This window comes from Alcaligenes sp. SMD-FA (assembly GCF_025960365.1).
Lineage (GTDB): Bacteria > Pseudomonadota > Gammaproteobacteria > Burkholderiales > Burkholderiaceae_B > Alcaligenes > Alcaligenes aquatilis.
In genome coordinates, this window is sequence record NZ_CP110108.1 from 789,558 (window position 1) to 806,202 (window position 16,645).

Below are 16,645 nucleotides of genomic sequence, written 5' to 3' on the forward strand. Positions count from 1 at the left end.
GTCATGACGCTGGTACATCGATCCGTGCTGTTGGAGCCTACGGTGGCGGCCCTCGTGGATCCGTCCTTTGAGGCCCGGCGCTGGGCGCAAAACCCTGAAATCCAGGGCCTGGTCGATGGTGTGTACGTCGATTGCACCTTTGGTCGTGGTGGTCATAGCCGGCTGCTGTTGTCGCACTTGAGCCCGCAGGGGCGCCTGATCGTGATCGACAAGGACCCGCAGGCCATTGCCGTGGCCCAGGAGCTGGCGGCACAAGATAGCCGTGTCACGGTTGTACATAGTGGTTTTGGTGATCTGGCCCAGGCTCTGGACGAGCTGGAGGTGGGGCCATTGCAAGGCGTCATGATGGATTTGGGCATTTCCTCGCCACAAATCGACGACGCACAACGAGGTTTCTCTTTTATGCGCGAAGGTCCCTTAGACATGCGCATGGATACCAGCGGTGGTTTGACCGCTGAACAGTGGCTGGCCGAGGTCAGCGTGGAAGTTTTAAAGGAGGTCATTGCAGAATATGGCGAAGAACGGTTTGCTTTCCAGATTGCAAAGGCGATTGTTGATCGCCGCCAATCCCGCCCGCTACATACAACGCGTGATCTCGCCGAGCTCGTCGCCGGTGTCGTCCGCACGCGCGAAAAGGGTCAACATCCGGCAACCAGGACCTTCCAGGCTATACGGATTTACCTCAATCGTGAGCTCGAAGAGCTCGCGTACGCGCTTCCGTCAATTCTGAGTCGATTGGCGACTCGGGGCAGGCTTGCGGTGATTGCATTTCATTCACTGGAGGACCGCATGGTCAAACAGTTCATGAACGCAGCTGCGCGTCCCGCGCAGGAACAGTCACGTCTACCTATTCTTGAAAAAGACTTGCCCCAGCCTCTGGTGCAGTCTTTGGGCAGAATCTTGCCCACCGACCAGGAGTCCAGCGACAACCCCCGAGCCCGCTCGGCGGTATTACGTGTGGTGCAACGCACCGACCCCCCTATCCCCCAGGACTGGATGCGCAGCGCCAGCGAGCGTCTGCTGCAACAGGCCGCCTATAGCCGCCAGCCTGCTGGCAAGCGAGGCCGCCGATGATGCGCCTGGTCATCACCCTCTCTTTGGTGTTGATGCTGTCGGCCATCTCTTTGGTGACGGCGCGCTATCAGGCGCGCGAACTGTTTGTGCAAACCGATCGTCTGGTCACCAAAGCCGGTGAGCTGGATACGGACTGGCGTCGTCTGCAACTGGAACGGGCCGAGCTGGCCCGTAACGCCCGCGTGGACGATATCGGTCGCAACGAATTGGGCCTGGTGTTGAGCTCTCCCGAGCGCACTCTCTATTTGCAAGGGGGTGAGCTGAGCTCGACCCAGGTGCAGTCCGGAGGGCGGCCATGAAACGATACGGCTATCACGAGAATCCCGCACTGAGCGTGCAGATGCCATTTTGGCGTTCGCGTTTGGTGCTGGTTCTTTTATTCCTGGGTTTCGGCGCCCTGATCGTCAAGGCTTTGTACTTGCAAGGCCTGTCTACTGAATTCTTGCAGCAACAAGGCGAGCGTCGCTACGAGCGCACCCAGGTGTTGCCGCCCATGCGTGGCAAGGTGTTTGATCGCAGTGGCTCGGTGGTGCTGGCCTCCAGCGTGCCGGTCAAGGCAATCTGGGCTATTCCTGATGATGCCCGTAATGCCAAGCCCGAGCAGATCGGACAATTGGCCAAGCTGTTGGGCATGGGTGCATCCGATATTGAGCGCCGTTTGTCCGTCGAGGACCGTAATTTTGTTTACATCAAGCGTCAGGTGGACGTCGATGTGGCTGCCCAGATTGCCGAACTGAAAATTCCAGGCATTCACCAGCAAGAGGAAATGCGCCGTTTCTATCCCGAAGGGGAAGTCATGGCGCATATTCTGGGCTTTACGAATATTGAGGACCAAGGTATTGAAGGCATCGAGTTGGCCTTTAATTCTGCCTTGTCCGGCACACCTGGTTCGCGTCGTGTGATTCGTGACCGTTTGGGCCGTGTGGTTGAAGACGTACGCGCCGTCATCCCGCCTACTCACGGTCAGGATTTGCACCTGTCAGTTGACGCTGGTTTGCAATTTGACGCTTATACCGCCCTGAAAAAGGGGATGGAAGATGTCAAAGCCAATGCGGCTGCCGCTGTGGTCATGGATGTAAAAACCGGGGAAATCCTGGCCCTGGTGAATCTGCCTACCTATAACCCTAATGACCGGGATGACCGCAAGGGGCCAGCTCTGCGTAACCGTGCCTTGACCGACACCTTCGAGCCCGGTTCCATCATGAAGCCCTTTACGGTGGGGTTGGCGCTCGATATCAACCGCATTACCACGGCCACCCTGTTCAATACGGGTAATGGTCAGTATCGCTACCAAGGTAATGTGATCAGCGATGTCAGCCGTCATAATGGCACCTTGGATGCTGCGGGAATCTTGCGTCGCTCCAGCAATATCGGCATGACCATGATTTCCGAGCGTCTGACATCGCAGGAAATGTGGAACAAATTTACCGAGCTGGGTTTTGGCCGTTCTCCGCAGGCCGACTTCCCCGGTATTGCCAGCGGACGACTACGTCCGTGGGAGCGCTGGCGTCCTATCGAGCGCGCCACCATGTCCTACGGTTATGGCCTGTCGGTTTCCCTGCTGCAAATTGCCCACGCCTATACGGCGTTTGCGCGTAATGGCGATATGGTTTCCATGACCTTGCTCAAGCGCGAGGGCAAACCCGCCAGTGTTCAGGTTTATACCCCTAAAGTGGCGGCGGAACTGCGCGCCATGCTGGAAGATGCGGCCGGCCCGGCCGGCGCCCGTCTGGCTCAGGTGCAAGGTTATCGCGTCGCTGGCAAGAGCGGTACGGCCCGCAAGATTGTGGATGGCCGTTACAGCAAATCTCTGTATCGCGGCTCTTTTGTAGGCTTTGCGCCCGTCTCTGATCCTCGCATTGTGGTGGCCGTCACGATTGACGAGCCACATAGTTCCAATTATTACGGCGGGCGTATTGCCGCGCCGATTTTTTCAGAAATTGTGGCCCGGAGCTTGCGACGCCTAGGTGTCCAGCCTGATGCGCCCATAGATTCGCTGGTGGCCGTTGGCCCCGGTGCGGAGAATGTACGATGAACGCCGCAGCAATACTGGAGTGGCTGGCGCAGCATGTAGCGCCCACGGCTAACCTGTGTTTGGATTCCCGCCAGATCAAGGCGGGTGATGCGTTTTTTGCCTGCCTTGGTCATCAAGGTGATGGTCGTGAGTATGAAGTTCAGGCTGTGCAACAAGGTGCGGTTGCGATTGTGCGTGAGCAGGGCGATCAGGCGGTGGATCCCGGCGTACCTGTTTTGCAGGTTGCCAACCTCAGTGCCTTGTTGGGTGAAGTGGCTCATCAGTGGTGGGGCCGCCCTTCCGAGGAAATGACGGTTGTCGCGGTGACCGGTACCAATGGCAAGACCTCCACGGTGCAGTGGGTGGCTTCGGCTCTGAATCATTCCCAAGTGCCTTGCGGCACCATTGGTACGCTGGGCGTGACCTTGCCTGACGGCTCCAATCTGGGTGGCGTACTGACGACGCCGGACGTACTGACCGTACATCGCAGCTTGGCCGCCATTCGCGCCCAAGGTGGTAATGCTGTGGCGCTGGAAGCCTCGTCGATTGGCCTGGAGCAAGGCCGCCTGGACGGTGTCCGCATTGATATTGCCGGGTTCACCAACCTCACGCATGACCATCTGGACTATCACCACAGCATGGAAGAATACAAACAGGCCAAGCTGCGCCTGTTTAGCTGGCCCGGTCTGCGTAGCGCCGTTGTGAATGCGGACGATGAAACCGGCCGTGAGCTGATGCAGTCCGGCTTGGCTGCTCGTGTGATTTCGTATTCCATGAGCCAACCGGAGGTGGATTTGTTGGCACAGGATGTGCATACCGGGGCTGATGGCCAGGTATTCAACCTGGTTACCGCGCACGGTACTGCACAGATTTTGACCCACCTGCTGGGCGAGCATAACGTGGCCAACCTCCTGTTGGTGGCCGGTGTGCTGCAAGAGGTGGGCTGGCCCGTCTCCAAGATCGCTCGCATCATGGACAAACTGGAGTCCGTTCCTGGTCGCCTGCAAATTGTGACGCCCAAGAGCACCGCTGGTCGTCAGCCTCTGCCTTTGGTCGTGGTGGATTATGCTCATACCGCTGACGCGTTGGAGCGTGCCCTGCAAGCACTGCGTGAAGTGGCCAGTGTTCGGGGTGGCAAGCTGATCTGCGTATTTGGTTGTGGCGGTAACCGCGACACCAGCAAACGTCCCATCATGGGTGAAATAGCCGCCCGTCTGGCCGACGACGTGCTGGTGACGACTGACAATCCTCGTTTTGAAGATCCTGCCGAGATCATTCGTCAGATTGTGGCTGGTATGCCTGAAGCGCCTGCCGTACAAATGGATCGCGCCCGCGCCATTCTGTCCTCAATCTGGGCTGCCAGTCCTGACGATATTGTGCTGCTGGCCGGCAAAGGGCATGAAACCTACCAGGAAGTGCAGGGCGAACGCTCTGTGTTTGATGACTGCGACTGGGCCAAAGCGGCCTTGCTGTGGTTGCGTGGTGTGCGTTTGAGCACCGACTCCCGTAGCTTGGCCAAAGGGGATGTGTTCCTGGCTTTGAGTGGTGAGCAATTCGATGGTCACCGCTATTTGGAGAAAGCCAAAGAGCAGGGCGCTGTTGCCGCCATCGTGGCTCAACGGGATACCGAAGTTGAACTGCCCCAACTTGTATTGGGTGATACACGCCGTGCCTTGATGACCTTGGCCACCGAATGGCGTTCGCGCTTTGACATCCCTGTCATCGGCGTGACCGGCAGCAATGGCAAGACCACGACCAAGGAAATGATTGCCGCTATCTTGCGCGCCTGGTTGGGCGAAGCAGAAAGCCTGGCAACTCGCGGCAATTTGAACAACGATCTGGGCGTACCCCTGTCCATCCTGCGTTTGAGCTCCGAGCACAAGGCTGCCGTCCTGGAGATGGGCATGAACCATCCCGGCGAAATCGCCGTGCTGGCGTCCATGGCTCGCCCCACGATTGCCCTGATCAATAACGCACAGCGCGAACATCAGGAGTTCATGCACAGCGTGGAAGCGGTGGCTCGTGAAAACGGGGCCGTTATTGATGCGCTGCCTCTAGACGGCGCGCTGGTCATTCCCGATGACGATGCTTTCAGTGCGATGTGGGCCGAACAAGCCGGTCAGCGTACCGTGTTGCGCTTTGGCCTGAGTGGTCAGGAGACGGTATTTGCAGCCGATATGTTTGTCGAGCCGGCCCAAACCCGTTTTGTGCTGCACGTGGCAGGGCAGTCCTGCGCCTTGACTTTGAACAGCCCTGGTATTCATAACTTGCGTAATGCCTTGGCGGCTGCCGCTTGCGCCCATGCCGCCGGTGCTCCTTTGAGCGCGATTGCGCAAGGTCTGGAGAGCTTTCGTCCTGTCTCGGGACGGATGCAGCCCAAGCAGTTGTCTTCCGGTTACCAGTTGATTGATGACACTTACAACGCCAACCCGGATTCGGTGCGCGCCGCGATTGATGTGCTGGCACAGCTGAAAGGACGCAAGGTGCTGGTGCTGGGCAATATGGCCGAGATCGGTGACAACAGCTCTGAGTTGCACGCGGAAGTCGGTGCCTACGCCAAAGAGCGCGGCATGGATGAATTGCTGACCTTGGGTGGTGATGCCAGCCATGCTGCTCAGGCTTTTGGTGCACGTGCGCATCAATTCGAGACGCTGGAGGACATGGTGGCGTACCTATTGGCTTTGGAGCCGTCCCATGTGTTGATCAAGGGTTCGCGCAGTGCTCGTATGGAGCGTGTGGTTGCCGCCTTGGAAAGCCATTTCTCCCATAACGAAGGGGCCACTCATGCTTCTTGAACTGGCACGCTGGCTATCGGACGATCATATTCGCGCCTTTGGGGTGTTTGAGTACATCACCCTGCGTGCTATTTTGGCCAGCGCCACCGCGCTGGCAATTGGCTTGTTGGCAGGTCCCTGGGTTATCCGCAAGCTGACCGAACTGAAGATCGGTCAGGCTGTACGTGCCTACGGTCCGGAATCGCATTTGCAAAAGAACGGTACCCCCACCATGGGCGGTGTTTTGATCCTGATCGCTATCGGTATCAGCACCTTGCTGTGGGCAGATTGGACCAATCGTTTTGTCTGGGTCGTTTTGCTGGTGACGTTCGGTTTTGGCTGGATTGGTTGGGCTGACGACTACAAGAAAGTCGTCAATCGTGACCCTGAAGGCATGTCCTCGCGTCAGAAGTTTTTCTGGCAAGCCTTGATCGGTATGGTGGCTGCCGTGTACCTGAGCTTTGCCGTTTCGGTGCCTGCCAATACCGAATTGTGGCCCCTGTTCAAAGAATGGGTCTTGAGCGGCTTCACCATGTCATTGCCGACCCAGGCTGATCTGATCGTGCCGTTCTTCAAGTCTGTGAGCTACCCCCTGGGAGTGCTGGGTTTTGTCGTGTTGACCTGGGCAGTGATCGTGGGCTCCAGCAATGCCGTCAATCTGACAGATGGTCTGGACGGGCTGGCGATTATGCCTACTGTGCTGGTGGGCTCCGCACTGGGCATTTTTGCCTATGTGGTCGGCCGTGTGGACTACTCCAAATATCTTTTGTTTCCCTATATTCCCGGTGCGGGCGAATTGCTAGTGATTTGCGCGGCCATCGCTGGTGCGGGTTTGGCTTTTCTGTGGTTTAACGCGTATCCCGCGCAGGTGTTCATGGGCGACGTAGGCGCTCTGGCTCTGGGGGGGGCGCTGGGTACGATCGCTGTGATCGTGCGTCAGGAAATCGTGCTGTTCATTATGGGTGGCGTGTTTGTGGTGGAAACCTTGTCAGTGATGTTGCAGGTGACCTGGTTCAAGTACACCAAGAAACGTTACGGACAAGGCAGACGAATATTTCGTATGGCACCGCTGCACCATCACTTTGAAGTCAGCGGCTGGAAAGAAACACAGGTAGTGGTCCGTTTCTGGATCATCACCATGATGCTGGTCATGATTGGCCTATCTACATTGAAACTGCGATGAATGCCTTGAGTTTTCCTTCGATCCGCAAAGACGGTCTCATGCTTATCCTGGGGTTAGGCGAGACTGGCTTTGCTGCGGCTCGTTGGTCTTTGGCTCAGGGGGCTAGCATTCGTTTGGCGGATACGCGCGAAAACGTGCAAGGTCTGGACAAGCTCCAGGCCTTGACTGGCACGGCTCTGGATGTGCGTTTGGGGCAGAGCGCTTTGCAGGCCGATAGCCTGAGCGGTGTACACACGGTGGTGATTAGCCCCGGTCTGTCGCCAGTGGATCCTGTCTTGGCTGACTTTTTAGCTCAGGCACGCGATCGTGGCATTGAAGTTATTGGCGAGATCGAGCTGTTCGCTCGTGCCCTGAAAGATTTGGCCGATCAAGGGCATGAAAGCCGCGTAGTGGCCATCACCGGCACCAATGGCAAAACGACGGTCACTGCCATGACGCGCCACTTGCTCGAACAAGCTGGTGTCGCTGCGCTGGCTGTGGGCAATATCAGCCCTGCTGCGCTGACCGCCTTGTGCGACGCTCTGGAAAATAACGCTTTGCCTCAAGTCTGGGTGCTGGAACTGTCCAGCTTCCAACTGGATAGCACCTTTAGCTTGCAGGCGGATGCTGGCGTTGTACTGAATATTTCGCAGGATCATCTGGACTGGCACGGCGGCATGGATGCCTATATCCAGTCCAAACAACGTATGTATGGCATGTGCGATGTGACCTTGGTCAATCGCGATGACCCTGCCGTCATGGCCATGATTCCCGATGCCGGTCAGGAGTCGGTGCGCAGCTTCGGTCTGGACAAGCCCGCTTTGCTGGGCGATATGGGCTTGTTGACGGATGGCGGTATGCAGTGGCTGGTGGCCAACGAGCCTACCGATTTTGAGCTGCCTGCCACCGGTCTGAAAAAACGTAATGCGCCGCTTGAGCCCGCCGTGCGTGGCAAGGGCGGCTTGAAGCGTCTGATGCCGGTTGAGGCTTTGCAGATCAAGGGCCGTCATAACGCCTTGAATGCTCAAGCAGCTTTGCTGCTGGCTCGCTGCCTGGGGCTGGGTTGGGCGGAGTTGCTCAATGGCCTGCGCACCTATCAAGGCGAGCCGCACCGTGTAGAACTGATTCGTGTGCTCGATGGTGTTCAGTATCTGGATGACAGCAAAGGCACCAACGTTGGCGCGACTGTCGCGGCCTTGCGTGGCTTCGATCAGCGCGTCTGGCTGATTGCCGGTGGGCTGGGCAAGGGCCAGGATTTTGAGCCGCTGGCTGTGGCTGCTGCCCAAAATGTGGCTGAGGCCTTTCTGATTGGGCAGGACGCCAAGCAGATTGCTGCTGTTCTAGCCGCACACGATGTCCGTCACCGTTTTTGTGATGGTCTGGAAGCTGCGGTGCAGGCAGCCGCCGAACAGGCCCGTTCGGGCGATGTGGTCTTGCTGTCCCCGGCGTGCGCCAGCATGGATATGTTCAAAAGCTATCACCATCGTGGCATGTGCTTTGTTGCTGCCGTGACCGAGATGGCGTTGGACAAAGGAGAGTTGGCATGAGCCTGTTTGCTGAGCTGACCTCAGGTGTCAATGCGGTGCGTCCTGGACGTACGGCATTGCCTGTGCTGGATCGTCCCTTGCTGACCGCCACACTGATGCTGACTCTGTTCGGTTTGCTGATGGTGTATTCCGCTTCGATCGCTTTGGCAGACGGACCGCGTTATGAAAGTTATGGCCGCTATTACTTTGTAATACGTCACGCCCTGTTCATCGTAGTGGGTGTGGTGCTGGCCATGTTCACGGCTACGGTTCCCTTGCGGGTGTGGCAGAAGCTGGCTGTGCCCGTGTTTGCACTGGCTATTTTCCTGTTAGTGGTTGTTTTGATCCCCGGAATTGGCCGAGAAGTGAACGGTGCACGCCGCTGGCTTCCATTGGGCATCATCAACTTTCAGCCTTCGGAGCTGATGAAAGTGGCCATGGTGCTGTATGCCGCTGACTACACGGTGCGCAAACAGCAGCATTTGCATGCTTTCGTGCGAGGGTTCCTGCCTATGGCGGTGGCCTTGGGGTTGGTCGGTGTGCTGCTTTTGATGGAGCCCGATCTCGGTGCCTTCATGGTAATCGTGGCTATTGCGGTGGGCATTCTTTTCATTGGTGGGATTAACGGAAAATTGTTCTCTGCCTTGCTGGGGATTATGGTCAGCAGCTTTCTTTTGCTGATCTGGCTCTCGCCTTGGCGTCGTGAGCGTCTGTTTGTGTATCTGGACCCCTGGAATCCTGACAATGCCTATGGCAGTGCCTATCAGTTGTCGCACTCACTGATTGCTTTGGGCCGAGGTGAATGGTTTGGCGTGGGCTTGGGCTCCAGCGTGGAAAAACTGCATTACCTGCCTGAAGCCCATACCGACTTTATCGTTGCCGTTATTGGCGAGGAGCTGGGCTTTGTGGGCGTTGCCGCCTTGGTCCTGACCTTTGGGTTTGTTATCTGGCGCGGCTTCAATATTGGTCGTCAGGCCTGCGCCATGGATCGTTTGTTCAGTGGTGTGGTTGCTCAAGGTGTGGCGCTTTGGTTTGGCGTACAGGCCTTTATCAATATTGGTGTCGTGTTGGGCCTCTTGCCGACCAAGGGCCTGACGCTGCCTTTGGTCAGCTATGGTGGTTCGGGCATTGTGATGAATCTGGTGGCTTTTGCCTTGTTAATGCGGGTTGATTTTGAGAACCGGCAAATGATGCGAGGTAAGCGCACATGAGCACTCCAACCATTCTGATCATGGCTGGCGGTACAGGCGGGCACATCATGCCCGGACTGGCGGTGGCCCAGGCCATGCAACAGCGCGGCTGGAACGTGTTGTGGTTAGGTCATCCCGAGCGCATGGAAGGTAGCTTGGTCCCCCAGCATGGGATTAAAATGCTGCCTCTGCGATTTTCCGGATTACGAGGCAAGGGCGTGAAGGCATTGCTCTCTTTACCCTTTACCTTGATCAGTGCCTGCTGGCAGGCACACCGTTGCTTGCAGCAAGCCAAACCTGATGTGGTTTTGGGAATGGGTGGCTATGTCGCCTTCCCGGGTGGCCTGATGGCTTTTGTGTCGCGCCGTCCTTTGGTTGTGCATGAGCAAAATGCGGTGGCCGGTACGGCCAATCGCTACTTGGCCAAAATGGCGACCAGTGTATTGACCGGTTTTCCGGGTGCCTTGCCTGGCGCTGTGACGGTTGGCAACCCTGTACGTGATGCCTTCGTAGGTCAGGGCCCCGCTGCGCAACGTTATGCCAAACGGACAGGACCGCTGCGTATTCTGGTGGTGGGCGGCAGCCTGGGGGCGGCAGCACTGAACAAGGTGGTGCCTGAGGCCATGGCACTGATCCCTGCCGAGCAGCGTCCGCATGTCACACACCAGTCCGGTCAGCAGCATCTGGAGAGCTTGCAGCAACGCTACGCAGATCATCAGGTACAGGCGGACTGTAAAGCCTTTATTGGTGATATGGCTCAGGCCATGAAAGAGGCCGATCTACTGATTTGTCGTGCCGGGGCCATGACGGTGGCCGAAGTCGCCGCCATTGGTGTGGCGGCCTTGTTTGTGCCTCTGCCACACGCTATTGACGATCACCAGAGCGCCAATGCCCGTTACCTGAGCGAATGTTCGGGCGCGTGGCTCAAGAAACAATCGGAGTTGACGGCCCAGTGGCTTGCACAATGGTTGCAAGGACTGGACCGTGAAGAATTAAGTCGCGTGGCCAGCCACGCGCAAGAACATGCACAGTTGAATGCCACGCAGCAAATTGCCGAAGCATGTCAGCAGGCGGCAAGGAGGGTGGAATGAAACACCGCATTCAACATATTCATTTTGTAGGGATTGGCGGCTCGGGCATGAGCGGCATTGCCGAAGTCATGCTGAACCTGGGTTTTGCCATCAGTGGTTCGGATATCCAGGAAACGGCGGTAACTCGTCGCCTGGAGCAGCTCGGTGCCCGTATTGTTATCGGTCACAAGGCTGAAAACGTCGCTGGTATGGGCGCTATTGTCACTTCCACCGCCATTGCAGGCGACAACCCCGAAGTTCTGGCTGCGCGTGCAGCCCGCATCCCTGTGGTGCCACGCGCCCTGATGCTGGCCGAGCTGATGCGCTTAAAGCGCGGTATCGCCGTGGCCGGCACGCACGGCAAGACCACCACCACCAGCTTGGTGGCCAGTCTGTTGGGGGCCGCTGATCTGGACCCGACCTTTGTGATCGGTGGTCGCCTGAATTCGGCGGGTGCCAATGCTCGTTTGGGGCAGGGTGATTACATCGTGGTGGAAGCCGACGAGTCTGACGCCTCCTTTTTGAATCTGTTGCCGGTGATGGCCATCATCACCAATATCGATGTAGACCATATGGACACCTATGGTCATGACGTTGCCCGACTGAAAAGTGCGTTCATTGATTTCACGCATCGCCTGCCGTTTTACGGCAGTGCCATTGTGTGCAATGACGATGCGAATGTGCGCGAAATCATTCCTTTTGTATCGCGCCCTGTCACCACTTACGGTATTGATACCGATGCTCAGGTCCGCGCGATCAACATCGAAAGCCGTGGCACCACCATGTGTTTTGATGTACAGCGCAAAGGGGCAACAGGCGAGCTTCCTTTGCTGTCCGTGTGTCTGAATCTGCCCGGAAAACACAATGTACTCAATGCCTTGGCTGCTATTGCAGTAGCCACTGAATTGGGTGTCAGTGACGAGGTCATTGCCAAAGGCCTGAAAGAGTTCACCGGTGTGGGCCGTCGCTTCTCCATGGTGGGGGACTTCCCGGTTTCCCAGGCACAAGGCGGCGGGACGTTTACCGTTGTTGACGATTATGGTCACCATCCTGTCGAAATGGCTGCTACCTTGGCGGCCGCACGGGGTGCTTGGCCTGATCGCCGCATTGTGTTGGCGTTCCAGCCGCACCGCTATACGCGTACCCGTGATTGCTTTGAAGATTTCGTGCAGGTACTTAGCCAGGCTGACGCTGTCCTCCTGGGTGAGGTCTATCCCGCAGGTGAGGCGCCCCTGGTGGCCGCCGATGGCCGTGCCTTGAGTCGCGCCGTGCGCGTACTGGGCAAGGTCGAACCTATTTTTGTGGCCGAAATCAGCGATATGGCACAAGCCGTTCTGGACTTTGTCCGTGATGGTGATGTGGTGTTGGTAATGGGTGCAGGATCCATCAGCCGGATTCCTGCTCAATTGGGAGAAATGGCATGACAGCGGATTTTGGTCGGGTCGGCGTGTTGTACGGCGGCAAGTCCGCCGAACGGGAAGTGTCCTTGATGTCTGGTGCAGGCGTGCATGAAGCTCTGTGCAGCATGGGGGTGGATGCGCATTTGTTCGATATGGGCGAGAAAGGACTGACCGAACTGGCTCAGGCCGGTTTTGATCGCGTGTTCATTGCTTTGCATGGTCGTTACGGCGAAGACGGCACCTTGCAGGGGGCACTGGAATGGATGGGTATCCCTTACACCGGTAGCGGAGTGATGGCCTCCGGTCTGGCCATGGACAAAATCATGACCAAGCACGTTTGGCAGCATCTGGGTTTACCCACCCCTGGCTTTGCGCAATTGGATCATGTCAGCCAGGTTGCCGCCGCAGTGGAACGTCTGGGTGTTCCCCTGATCATGAAGCCCCCTCATGAAGGTTCGACTGTGGGTGTGGTGCGTGTGGATCGCGCCGAGGACGCTGTTGCCGCCTTCGAAACGGCTATGCATTACGACACAAACGTGTTGGCAGAGCAATTCATTCGTGGTCGCGAGCTGACAGTGCCCATCATCGGCGTGGGTGCCCAGGCGCGTGCCTTGCCTGTGATCGACATTGTGGCTCCGCAAGGCAATTACGACTTTGAACACAAGTACTACTCGGACGAAACCCAATACTTCTGTCCTGCTGATCTGTCGCCTGAACTGACGGCGCATATTCAGGATCTCTCGGTTCGTGCATTTAATGCACTGGGCTGCGAAGGCTGGGGCCGTGCCGATTTCATGCTGGACGAGCAGAACCGTCCCTGGTTGCTGGAGATGAACACCTCTCCTGGCATGACCAGCCACTCTTTGGTGCCTATGGCAGCCAAAGCGGAGGGTATTAGCTACGCCCAGTTGTGTGTGAACATTTTGGCAACGGCACGCTGCAAAGTGCAGGCCATTGCCCGCAGCCTATAGAGCGTGGAGTCTGAGTCATGTTTTCCGATGCCCGTCTGACCAACCTGATCGCCAATACGCTGGCTTTGCTAGCGGTATCGGCATTGGTGATCGGTGTTGTGGTTTGGGCGGTGCGTCGTCCGTACTTCAATATCGAGCGCATTCAGATCGAGTCCTCGCAAGGCGAACGTCTGGCCTACGTCACTCCAGAAGGGGTGAAAGCCACGATTGCCGGTCGTTTGCAGGGAAATTTCTTTACGGTAGACCTGGATCAGTCTCGCGCTTTGGTTGAAACGGCCCCTTGGGTGCGACGTGCGCAAATTCGCCGCGTCTGGCCCAACAGCCTGTCGGTACGGATTGAAGAGCAGCAGCCGCTGGCGTATTGGAATGAAGACGAGATGATCAACACCTGGGGTGAGTCATTTTCGGCTAATAAAGCGGTGGTGCCCGATGATGTGGATTTACCCCAGTTAAGTGGCCCTCCGAACTCGGAGCGTCTGGTGGTGCAGCGCTATGCCGAGCTGGCACGCTGGTTTGGCCCATTGGATGTGCAGGTCAGTGAAGTGACCTTGAGCCCGCGCTATGCCTGGGATGTGGTTTTGTCGAACGGTGTGCAGTTGAGCCTGGGCCGCGACCCGGCGGCTGATATCGCCGACCCGCACGGCCGAAAAGGGGCTTTGCCCTTTGCGGTTCGTGTCGAACGATTTGTGCAGGCCTGGCCTGCCTTGATGCAACGGCTTGGCGACCGTGCTTTGCAAAGTGCCGATTTACGTTACCCGAATGGCTTTGCGATAACGCTGGCTCCGGTTTCATCTACCCCTGTGAAGTAAAGAATATATGACTCGTGACATCAAAGACCTGATCGTTGCATTGGACATCGGCACCAGCAAAGTGGTTGCGGTGGTGGCCGAAGTGCTGCCGGAAGGCCGGTTTGAAGTGCTTGGTCTGGGCCAGCATGAATCCCAGGGCATGCGCAAAGGGGTGGTCGTCAATATCGAGACGACAGTCAATTCCATCCAGCGCGCTTTGGAAGAGGCGGAGTTGATGGCCGATTGCAAGATCCGTGAGGTCTACACCGGCATTGCAGGCAGCCACATCACCAGCTTTAACTCCAGCGGCATGGTGGCGGTGAAGGACAAAGAGGTGACAGCCACCGATGTGGCGCGCGTGATCGAAACGGCCAAGGCCGTGAACATCCCCACCGATCAGCAGGTGCTGCACGTGCTGACGCAGGAATTCATCGTGGACTCGCAAGAGGACATTCGCGAACCCATCGGCATGAGCGGTCTGCGTCTGGAAGTGCGGGTGCACATTGTGACTGGTGCGGTCAGCGCGGCGCAGAACATCGTCAAATGTGTGCGCCGTTGCGGCCTGGAAGTGCAGGACCTGATTTTGCAGCCTTTGGCCTCCAGCCTGTCCTGCCTGACGGCGGACGAAAAAGAGCTGGGCGTGGTGCTGGTCGATATTGGCGGTGGTACGACCGATATCGCCATCTACACCGGCGGGGCTATCCGTCATACCGATGTAATCCCGATTGCGGGCGACCAGATCACCAGCGATATTGCCGCCATGTTGCGCACCCCCACGCCAGATGCGGAAGAGATCAAGCTGCGCTTTGGGGTGGCCAAGCAGTCGCTGGCGCATCCGGAGGAAATGATTGAAGTGCCCGGTTTGGGTGATCGCCCTAACCGTCAGGTCAAACGTCAGGCTTTGGGCGCCGTGATCGAGCCGCGTGTGGAAGAGCTGTTCACCTTTGTGCAGCAAAGTCTGCGCGAATCGGGCTACGAAGATTTGTTGTCCTCGGGCATCGTGCTGACCGGTGGTACGGCCATGTTGCCGGGCATCGTGGAACTGGCCGAGGACGTATTCCTGAAACCAGTGCGTATCGCTGTGCCCAGCTATGAAGGCAGTTTGGCTGATGTGATGCGTAACCCTCGTTTTTCGACGGTGATGGGGCTGTTGACCGAAGCTCGCCTGCAAAGCGCTCGTGGCCGCAAAGTGGCCCAGCAAAAAGGGAGCGTCAAAGGTCTGATGGCACGCATGAAGGAATGGTTCATGAATTAAGGGCGTTGCAATACGCTCAGGTCGGGCAGCCTGAAAGGGCGGTCCAGGAGGCAGTTCAAACCGGGTGCGAACCCCTTGGTTGGCAGATGTTTTGAGCTGATTCCAAATTTCAGTTGTATCGGGGAAGTACGTAGGAATTTGACTAATTAAGTGTTTGAGTGGGAGTCAATCATGATGAACTTTGAAATGTTAGATACCAGCGGTAGCGGCACGGTCATTAAGGTCGTGGGCGTGGGCGGCGCAGGCGGCAACGCTGTGATGCATATGATCAAGTCTGGTGTTCAGGGCGTTGATTTCATCTGCGCCAATACTGATTCGCAGGCTCTGGCCAGCAGCGATGCTCCTATCCAGATCCGTCTGGGCCGCAGTGGCTTGGGTGCCGGTGCCAAGCCTGATCAAGGCCGTGCGGCCGCTGAAACTGCTCGTGAAGAAATTCGCGCCGCACTGAACGGTGCCAATATGGTGTTTATCACGGCCGGTATGGGCGGTGGTACCGGTACGGGCGCCAGCCCCGTTGTGGCTGAAGTGGCCAAGGAATTGGGTATTTTGACCGTGGGTGTGGTCACCAAACCTTTCTCCTTTGAAGGCAACCGCCGCTTGCGCATGGCCGAAGAAGGGATCGAGGAGTTGAGCAAGCACGTTCACTCTCTGATCGTTGTATTGAACGAAAACCTGTATGACTTGATGGATGAGGACGCCACGCAGTCCGATTGCTTCAAGGCCGCTGACGATGTCTTGCACAATGCCTGCGCTGGTATTGCCGAGATCATCAATGTTGAAGGTAACGTGAACGTCGACTTTGAAGACGTGAAAACCATTATGGGCGAGCAAGGCCAGGCCATGATGGGTACGGCAGTGGCTTCCGGCTCGAACCGCGCTCGTGAGGCGGCTGAGCGTGCTATCGCTTGCCCATTGCTGGAAGGGGTGGATCTGCACGGTGCCCGCGGCATGTTGGTGAACATTACGTCCTCCTCGTCCCTGAAGATGCGCGAAACGCGCGAAATCATGGACACGATTCGTGGCTATGCGGCAGAAGATGCCACCGTTATCTTCGGTACCGCTTACGACGAATCCATGGGTGACAGCCTGCGTGTTACTGTTGTGGCTACCGGCCTGGGTCGCAAACAAGCGCGCCCACAGTTGGTACAAAACAACGAAGAAGTGTTACGTACAGGTACGGACAATATGCCTGTCATCGGCGCTGATTACGCCAACGCTGATGTACCTGCTGTCATTCGCAACCCACGCAGCCAGGCTTCGGCTCAGGTGCGCGCGTTGGAGACCGCCGGTATGGATCACTTCGATATTCCGGCGTTTTTGCGCAAGCAGGCTGATTAAAAATCAAGTTCGGCGATTACCCGAGTCGCCAATTTGATTTCTCCCACGACTCCCCCTGGGCGTTCGCGCTCAGGGGGTGTAAG

At 57.2% G+C, this 16,645-nt stretch carries 13 protein-coding genes; all 13 read left to right on the forward strand.

Going from position 1 to position 16,645, the window contains the following annotated elements; genetic code table 11:
- Nucleotides 1-3: 3 nt before the first annotated feature.
- Complete coding sequence (rsmH, locus tag OKX01_RS03635; RefSeq protein WP_264672455.1) at nucleotides 4-1,074, forward strand: 16S rRNA (cytosine(1402)-N(4))-methyltransferase RsmH; 1,071 nt, start codon at nucleotides 4-6, stop codon at nucleotides 1,072-1,074.
- The gene (gene ftsL / locus OKX01_RS03640) at nucleotides 1,071-1,373 is read left to right on the forward strand and encodes a cell division protein FtsL (protein ID WP_009455049.1); all 303 of its coding nucleotides are present in this window, start codon (nucleotides 1,071-1,073) and stop codon (nucleotides 1,371-1,373) included. Before rsmH ends, ftsL begins: the two co-directional genes overlap by 4 nt.
- Complete coding sequence (locus OKX01_RS03645) at nucleotides 1,370-3,109, forward strand: peptidoglycan D,D-transpeptidase FtsI family protein (RefSeq protein ID WP_094195748.1); 1,740 nt, start codon at nucleotides 1,370-1,372, stop codon at nucleotides 3,107-3,109. The genes ftsL and OKX01_RS03645 overlap by 4 nt, the downstream gene beginning before the upstream one ends.
- Nucleotides 3,106-5,883: a bifunctional UDP-N-acetylmuramoyl-L-alanyl-D-glutamate--2,6-diaminopimelate ligase MurE/UDP-N-acetylmuramoyl-tripeptide--D-alanyl-D-alanine ligase MurF gene (murF, locus tag OKX01_RS03650; RefSeq protein WP_264672456.1), complete on the forward strand. Its 2,778-nt coding sequence runs from the start codon at nucleotides 3,106-3,108 to the stop codon at nucleotides 5,881-5,883. The genes OKX01_RS03645 and murF overlap by 4 nt, the downstream gene beginning before the upstream one ends.
- Complete coding sequence (mraY, locus tag OKX01_RS03655; RefSeq protein WP_094195750.1) at nucleotides 5,873-7,045, forward strand: phospho-N-acetylmuramoyl-pentapeptide-transferase; 1,173 nt, start codon at nucleotides 5,873-5,875, stop codon at nucleotides 7,043-7,045. Before murF ends, mraY begins: the two co-directional genes overlap by 11 nt.
- Nucleotides 7,042-8,571 carry a UDP-N-acetylmuramoyl-L-alanine--D-glutamate ligase gene (gene murD / locus OKX01_RS03660; protein WP_094195751.1) on the forward strand — a complete coding sequence of 510 codons (1,530 nt, stop codon included), beginning with the start codon at nucleotides 7,042-7,044 and terminating at the stop codon, nucleotides 8,569-8,571. Before mraY ends, murD begins: the two co-directional genes overlap by 4 nt.
- Complete coding sequence (gene ftsW, locus OKX01_RS03665; RefSeq protein WP_264672457.1) at nucleotides 8,568-9,761, forward strand: putative lipid II flippase FtsW; 1,194 nt, start codon at nucleotides 8,568-8,570, stop codon at nucleotides 9,759-9,761. Before murD ends, ftsW begins: the two co-directional genes overlap by 4 nt.
- Entirely contained in the window at nucleotides 9,758-10,831 is a 1,074-nt protein-coding gene (gene murG, locus OKX01_RS03670; protein ID WP_264672458.1) for an undecaprenyldiphospho-muramoylpentapeptide beta-N-acetylglucosaminyltransferase, read from the forward strand. The genes ftsW and murG overlap by 4 nt, the downstream gene beginning before the upstream one ends.
- The gene (murC, locus tag OKX01_RS03675; RefSeq protein ID WP_094195754.1) at nucleotides 10,828-12,234 is read left to right on the forward strand and encodes a UDP-N-acetylmuramate--L-alanine ligase; all 1,407 of its coding nucleotides are present in this window, start codon (nucleotides 10,828-10,830) and stop codon (nucleotides 12,232-12,234) included. Before murG ends, murC begins: the two co-directional genes overlap by 4 nt.
- Nucleotides 12,231-13,181 carry a D-alanine--D-alanine ligase gene (locus OKX01_RS03680; RefSeq protein WP_094195755.1) on the forward strand — a complete coding sequence of 317 codons (951 nt, stop codon included), beginning with the start codon at nucleotides 12,231-12,233 and terminating at the stop codon, nucleotides 13,179-13,181. The genes murC and OKX01_RS03680 overlap by 4 nt, the downstream gene beginning before the upstream one ends.
- A 17-nt stretch (nucleotides 13,182-13,198) precedes the next feature.
- Nucleotides 13,199-13,990 (forward strand): cell division protein FtsQ/DivIB, encoded by a 792-nt coding sequence (locus OKX01_RS03685; protein WP_094195756.1) that lies wholly within the window; start codon nucleotides 13,199-13,201, stop codon nucleotides 13,988-13,990.
- 7 nt (nucleotides 13,991-13,997) lie between these two features.
- Nucleotides 13,998-15,224, forward strand: coding sequence for a cell division protein FtsA (gene ftsA, locus OKX01_RS03690; RefSeq protein ID WP_189391907.1), 1,227 nt, complete (start codon nucleotides 13,998-14,000; stop codon nucleotides 15,222-15,224).
- A gap of 171 nt (nucleotides 15,225-15,395) precedes the next feature.
- Entirely contained in the window at nucleotides 15,396-16,562 is a 1,167-nt protein-coding gene (gene ftsZ / locus OKX01_RS03695; RefSeq protein ID WP_094195757.1) for a cell division protein FtsZ, read from the forward strand.
- Nucleotides 16,563-16,645 lie beyond the last annotated feature (83 nt).

What these genes read in the sequence shown, in the direction of transcription:
- rsmH (WP_264672455.1), top strand. Translation starts at nt 4, where the DNA reads ATGACGCTGGTACATCGATCCGTGCTGTTGGAGCCTACGGTGGCGGCC.
- ftsL (WP_009455049.1), top strand. Translation starts at nt 1,071, where the DNA reads ATGATGCGCCTGGTCATCACCCTCTCTTTGGTGTTGATGCTGTCGGCC.
- OKX01_RS03645 (WP_094195748.1), top strand. Translation starts at nt 1,370, where the DNA reads ATGAAACGATACGGCTATCACGAGAATCCCGCACTGAGCGTGCAGATG.
- murF (WP_264672456.1), top strand. Translation starts at nt 3,106, where the DNA reads ATGAACGCCGCAGCAATACTGGAGTGGCTGGCGCAGCATGTAGCGCCC.
- mraY (WP_094195750.1), top strand. Translation starts at nt 5,873, where the DNA reads ATGCTTCTTGAACTGGCACGCTGGCTATCGGACGATCATATTCGCGCC.
- murD (WP_094195751.1), top strand. Translation starts at nt 7,042, where the DNA reads ATGAATGCCTTGAGTTTTCCTTCGATCCGCAAAGACGGTCTCATGCTT.
- ftsW (WP_264672457.1), top strand. Translation starts at nt 8,568, where the DNA reads ATGAGCCTGTTTGCTGAGCTGACCTCAGGTGTCAATGCGGTGCGTCCT.
- murG (WP_264672458.1), top strand. Translation starts at nt 9,758, where the DNA reads ATGAGCACTCCAACCATTCTGATCATGGCTGGCGGTACAGGCGGGCAC.
- murC (WP_094195754.1), top strand. Translation starts at nt 10,828, where the DNA reads ATGAAACACCGCATTCAACATATTCATTTTGTAGGGATTGGCGGCTCG.
- OKX01_RS03680 (WP_094195755.1), top strand. Translation starts at nt 12,231, where the DNA reads ATGACAGCGGATTTTGGTCGGGTCGGCGTGTTGTACGGCGGCAAGTCC.
- OKX01_RS03685 (WP_094195756.1), top strand. Translation starts at nt 13,199, where the DNA reads ATGTTTTCCGATGCCCGTCTGACCAACCTGATCGCCAATACGCTGGCT.
- ftsA (WP_189391907.1), top strand. Translation starts at nt 13,998, where the DNA reads ATGACTCGTGACATCAAAGACCTGATCGTTGCATTGGACATCGGCACC.
- ftsZ (WP_094195757.1), top strand. Translation starts at nt 15,396, where the DNA reads ATGATGAACTTTGAAATGTTAGATACCAGCGGTAGCGGCACGGTCATT.